General features: G+C 68.4%; 3 protein-coding genes. 2 read left to right on the top strand and 1 reads right to left on the bottom strand.

Annotated features, from left to right (window positions below; genetic code table 11):
• The first annotated feature begins 3 nt into the window (after window positions 1–3).
• Window positions 4–3645: a type I polyketide synthase gene (locus F0U60_RS22465; RefSeq protein ID WP_395823124.1), complete on the top strand. Its 3642-nt coding sequence runs from the start codon at window positions 4–6 to the stop codon at window positions 3643–3645.
• A 105-nt stretch (window positions 3646–3750) separates the two neighbouring features.
• Complete coding sequence (locus tag F0U60_RS22470) at window positions 3751–3999, top strand: phosphopantetheine-binding protein (RefSeq protein WP_395823126.1); 249 nt, start codon at window positions 3751–3753, stop codon at window positions 3997–3999.
• A 25-nt stretch (window positions 4000–4024) separates the two neighbouring features.
• Here F0U60_RS22470 and cysQ read toward each other — a convergent pair whose 3' ends face one another.
• Window positions 4025–4825, bottom strand: a complete 801-nt coding sequence (gene cysQ, locus F0U60_RS22475; protein ID WP_395823128.1) for a 3'(2'),5'-bisphosphate nucleotidase CysQ — start codon at window positions 4823–4825, stop codon at window positions 4025–4027.
• Window positions 4826–4963: the final 138 nt, after the last annotated feature.

Consider the following 4963-nt stretch of genomic DNA (forward strand, 5'->3'; position numbering starts at 1 on the left):
AGCATGGCTGACCAGCACGACCCCTCGTCGCAAGACCCGTCCATGGAGATGGCACTCGCCATCGTGGGCCTCTCCGTGCGTGTTCCCGGCGCGCGAGATGCCCGGCAGTTCTGGAGCAACCTCGCCACGGGCGTGGAGTCGATCACCTTCCTGCCCGCGTCCGAAGGGCAGGTGGCCGCGGCGGGCGTGCTTGACGACGCCGAGTGCTTTGATGCCGCCTTCTTCGGCTACGCGCCGAGCGAGGCCGAGCAGATGGATCCCCAGCACCGGCTCTTCCTCGAGTGCTCGTGGTCCGCGCTCGAGTCGGCTGGGTATGCGCCTCGGGGCAAGCCGATGCGTGCGGGCGTCTACGCGGGAGCCTCCTTCAGCACCTACCTACTCTCGAGCGTGCTGCCGGACGCGCAACGGAGCGGGAGGAGCCTGGCCGATAGCCTCTTCGGGTGCAGCGGGAACTTCCTCGCGACGCGGGTCGCCTACGAGCTGGATCTCACGGGTCCCAGCCTGACCGTGCAGACCGCCTGCTCGACCTCGCTGGTCGCGGTCCACCTCGCGTGCCAGGCGCTCCTCTCCCGGGAGTGCGATCTCGCGCTCGCGGGGGGCGTGTCGGTCCGGGTTCCCCAGGTGCGTGCATACCCCTACCAGGAGGGCGGCATCCTCTCGCCCGACGGGCACTGCCGCCCCTTCGATGTCCGGGCTGCTGGCACCGTAGGGGGCAACGGCGTCGGGGTGGTTGTTCTCAAGCGGCTCTCCGATGCGATCGCCGATCGCGATCCCATCCGCGCGGTGATTCTCGGCACCGCCATCAACAACGATGGAAGCTCCAAGACCGGGTTCTCTGCTCCCTCGGTGGTGGGTCAGGCCGCTGTCATCTCCGAGGCGCAGTCGGTGGCGGGGATCGAGCCGCACTCCATCTCGTACATCGAGGCGCATGGCACTGGCACGCCGCTCGGAGATCCGCTCGAGGTCGCCGCGCTCAAGCAGGTGTTCAGCGGGGGCACACCGGGCTCATGTGGACTCGGTTCCGTGAAGAGCAACCTCGGGCACCTGGATGCCGCGGCCGGAGTCACCGGGCTCATCAAGGCGGTGCTGGCGCTCGAGAACCGGCTGTTGCCTCCGACCCTGCACTTCACCGCGCCGAACCCCCGGCTCGGGCTGGAGGGCAGCCCGTTTTATGTGGTGGCCAAGCCGACGCCATGGACAGGGCCAGTGCCGAGATGCGCGGGGGTGAGCTCGTTCGGCATTGGGGGAACCAACGCCCATGCCGTGCTGCAGGAGGCCCCGGCCGTACCGAGCGACCCACCCCGGCGCGACGAGGAATTGCTGCTCCTGTCGGCGAAGTCGGAGGCCGCGCTGGAGCGGATGAGCGCTGAGTTGGCCGAGCACCTGGGCCAGGGTGGAGCGCGGCTGGCAGATGTAGCCCACACGCTGCAAACAGGGCGTGCCCGTTTCCCCTGGAGACGCTTTGTCGTTGCGGGACGCCCCGAGGAGGCGGCGGCCCTGCTCGGAGAGCGCGAGCCGGAGCGGGTGCGCACCGCGCTCGACGAGGTGGCTCAACGGGGAGTGGCCTTCCTCTTTCCCGGAGGAGGCTCGCAGCGCGTGAATATGGGCACGGGCTTCCTTCGCGAGCCGGCCTTCCGAGAGGCCCTCGGCCGGTGTGCCGAGCTGATGCGCGGACCGCTCGGGGGAGACATTCGGGAGGTGATGTTCGCAGGGCCCGAGCGCTTCGACGCCGCGAGTCGGGAGCTGGAAAGGCCGCTGTGGGTGCAGAGCACGCTCTTCGCGTGCAACTGGGCGATGGCGCAGCTGTGGCTGTCCTGGGGAGTGCAGCCGGAGGTGGTGCTTGGCCACTCGCTGGGAGAGTACGCGGCGGCGTGCCTGGCGGGAGTCTTCACGCTGGAAGAGGCCTGCTCGTTGATGGTGGTGCGAGCCCGGATGGCGGAGCAGATGCCTCCGGGGGCGATGGTGTCGGTGCTCGCGCCGCTGGAGGAGGTGCAGCCGTTGTTGGGCACGGCCTTGTCCGTCGCCGCGCTCAACGGGCCCGCGACGTGTGTCCTCTCGGGGCCGACGGAGGCGGTGGAGTACTTCGAGAGGGCGCTCGAAGAGAGAGGGGTGCAATTCAAGAGGGTGCGCTACGGGAGGGCAGCGCACTCGGCGATGCTCGAGCCGTACCTGGCGGGCTTCGCGAAGGTGGTGGAGCGGGTGAAGCTGCGGCCACCGAAGCTACCGGTGGTGTCGAGCGCCACGGGACGGTGGTTGAGCGAGCGGGAGGCGACGGACCCGGCGTATTGGGTGCGCCACCTGAGAGACACGGTAAGGTTCTCCGAGGCGCTGGAGACGCTGCTCACCTCCGGGGAGAGGGCACTGATAGAGGTGGGGCCGGGCTCGACGTTGGGCTCGCTGGCGCGGCAGCACCCGGCGCGTACGTCACAGCCAGTGCTTGCCACGCTCCCCAGTGGAGCCACTGCGCAGAGCAGCCCGCTGGCGCCGCTCGGAGAGGCGTGGCTCGCGGGGGTCTCCGTCGACTGGGAGCGCTTCCGAGCGGGGGAGCGCCGCCGTCGAGTGCCCCTGCCCACCTACAGCTTCGAGCGCGAGCGGTACTGGCTCGAGCCGGAGGTTTCCACTTCGGTGGCCAGTGTCTCGCGATCCGTATCCGTGACCCAGAGGAACGTGCGCAAGGGAGGCGCTCCGGCACTGGCGCGCAACGCCACCGAGCAGGCGCTGGTCGAGTGCTTCTCGGAGCTGTTCCGCATCGAGGGAATTGGCATCCACGACGACTTCTTCGCGCTCGGGGGCGACTCGCTCATGGGGCTGCGCCTGACGGGGCTGATTGGCCAGCGTCTCGGTGTCCGGCTGCCGCTGAAGACGCTGGTGGAGGCGCCGACGATCGCCGCGCTGGCGGAGACGCTTGGCGCCACCCGCGAAACGGTTGCGCCAGCCCGTGCGAGCTGCCTTGTGCGGCTCCAGGAGGGGTTGAACGGGCCGGCGCTCTTCTGCCTCCACGCGATGACGGGACAGACGTTCTTCTACCGGCAGCTGGTGCGGCTCATCTCGCCCTCGCGGCCCGCCTACGGAGTCGAGTCGCCGGGGTTGGAGGAGGGGGGACTGGCACCCACCACCATCGAGGAGATGGCGACGCACTACCTCGAAGCTGTGCGTGCGGTGCAGCCCACGGGCCCGTATCTGTTGGTGGGCGCGTCGTTCGGAGGAGTACTCGCGTACGAGCTGGGCCGCCGCCTGTCCGCGGAGGGGCATGCGGTGCCGTTGTGCGCGTTGCTCGACTCGCCCGGTCCGGGGCGTCTCCCTTCGCCTCCTAGGGACGATGCGGAGCTGCTCGAGTTCGCGCGGGCGGTCATGCAGCCCGGGTCTCCTGAGCAGGAGCGCCAGCTGCTCCGAATGTGGAAGACCCATGTCGAGGCCTTGTACCGGTACACAGCCCCGCGTTGGGAGACGGGCGAGCTGCAGTTCTTCCGTGCCGCCGAGCTTCAGCCGCGAATGCCGGACCACCTGGAGCTGCCCTGGCTCGACCGCTGCTCGGCGGTGCGGGTCGAGGTCGTCTCTGGAAGCCACACGAGCATGATGTTCTCGCCGCACGTGGAAGGCCTGGCAGCGAGGCTCAGGGCGTGCCTGGAGCGAGCCCGTGTCTAAGGTTCGCGAGGTGGAGCCCGAGCAGCTCCAACAGCCCGCCTGGTTCAATTGTGACGAATACCTCGTTGTCTACGCCGAGAAACCCTGAGCCAAAGGACAGACTCCATGAGCATCAAAAATCCCCCCAGCACGGAGATGGAGCAGAAGCTCGCCGGTTACTGGAGTGAATTGCTGGGCCTCCCGGAGATTGGGCGGGAAGATCATTTCATCTCGCTCGGTGGCAACTCCCTGCTCGCCACCCTGCTCGCCAACCGTATCGAGGAGGATTTGGGAGTCCGCCCCATGATGGGCGAGCTGTTCAGCACGCTCGAGGAGGTGGCCACCCTCTGCGAGCAATTGGTGCAGGAGCAGTAGGTGCGGCGGCTGGCCACGGAAGCGCCTACCCCTCCAGCAGTGCGCGCCAGTCCTGGCGTGCATCTCCGAAGGCGAGGAAGGACGGGTTGGTGAGCTGTTCCTTGTTGTAGACGAACCGCCGACCCTCCAGGTCCGTCACCGCGCCTCCGGCGGCCTCCAGGACGCACTGGGCCGCGCCGGTGTCCCACTCGCAGGTGGGCTGGAGCCGCGGGTAGAAGTCCGCCCGGCCCTCGGCGATCAGACAGAACTTGAGCGAGCTGCCCATGTTGGCCGTGCTCGCCGTGGTGAGCCGCTTCAGCATGGCCTCCACGCGCGGGCCTGCGTGGTCCTTGCTCGCCACGATGACGAGCCGGTTCATATCCGCGGGCCGGGTGTGGATGGCCACCGGAGCCTGGTCCGCCTGGGTCATGAAGGCACCGCCTCCCTTGCTGCCCCAGTACGTGACGCCCGAGACGGGGACGTGCACCACGCCCAGCACGGGCTCGGTGCCGGAGATGAGAGCGATGTTGACGGTGAACTCGCCGGTGCCCTTGATGAACTCCTTGGTGCCGTCGAGCGGATCCACCAGCCAGAAGGTGTCCCACTTGCGCCGCTCGGAGATCTCCGTCTCGCTGGACTCCTCGGAGAGCACCGGGACGCCGGGCGTCAACCGCCGCAGGGCCTCGAGGATGAGGGTGTGCGAGGCCTTGTCCGCCGCCGTCAGCGGGGAGTCGTCACTCTTGCGCTCGACGGCGACGGCGCCACCGTAGAAACCGAGCGTGGCACGTCCGGCCTCCTGGGACATCTTGCGCACGGCCGACACCAGCGTTTCGTCAATCCTCGTCATGAGATGAACGGTCCTTTCCCGAGCAGGATCGCCGGTTACCCCCAGGCGTGGAAGTGGTTTATGGGTCAGTCCTGACAAGGCCCGACCACAGGGGAGACGACATGAAAGTGTAGGGCTCGGCGGTCCTGACGGTCTCCG

Origin of the sequence: Archangium minus (assembly GCF_044360475.1) — a bacterium.
Lineage (GTDB): Bacteria > Myxococcota > Myxococcia > Myxococcales > Myxococcaceae > Archangium > Archangium minus.

What these genes read in the sequence shown, in the direction of transcription:
- cysQ (WP_395823128.1), bottom strand. Translation starts at nt 4,825, where the DNA reads ATGACGAGGATTGACGAAACGCTGGTGTCGGCCGTGCGCAAGATGTCC.
- F0U60_RS22465 (WP_395823124.1), top strand. Translation starts at nt 4, where the DNA reads ATGGCTGACCAGCACGACCCCTCGTCGCAAGACCCGTCCATGGAGATG.
- F0U60_RS22470 (WP_395823126.1), top strand. Translation starts at nt 3,751, where the DNA reads ATGAGCATCAAAAATCCCCCCAGCACGGAGATGGAGCAGAAGCTCGCC.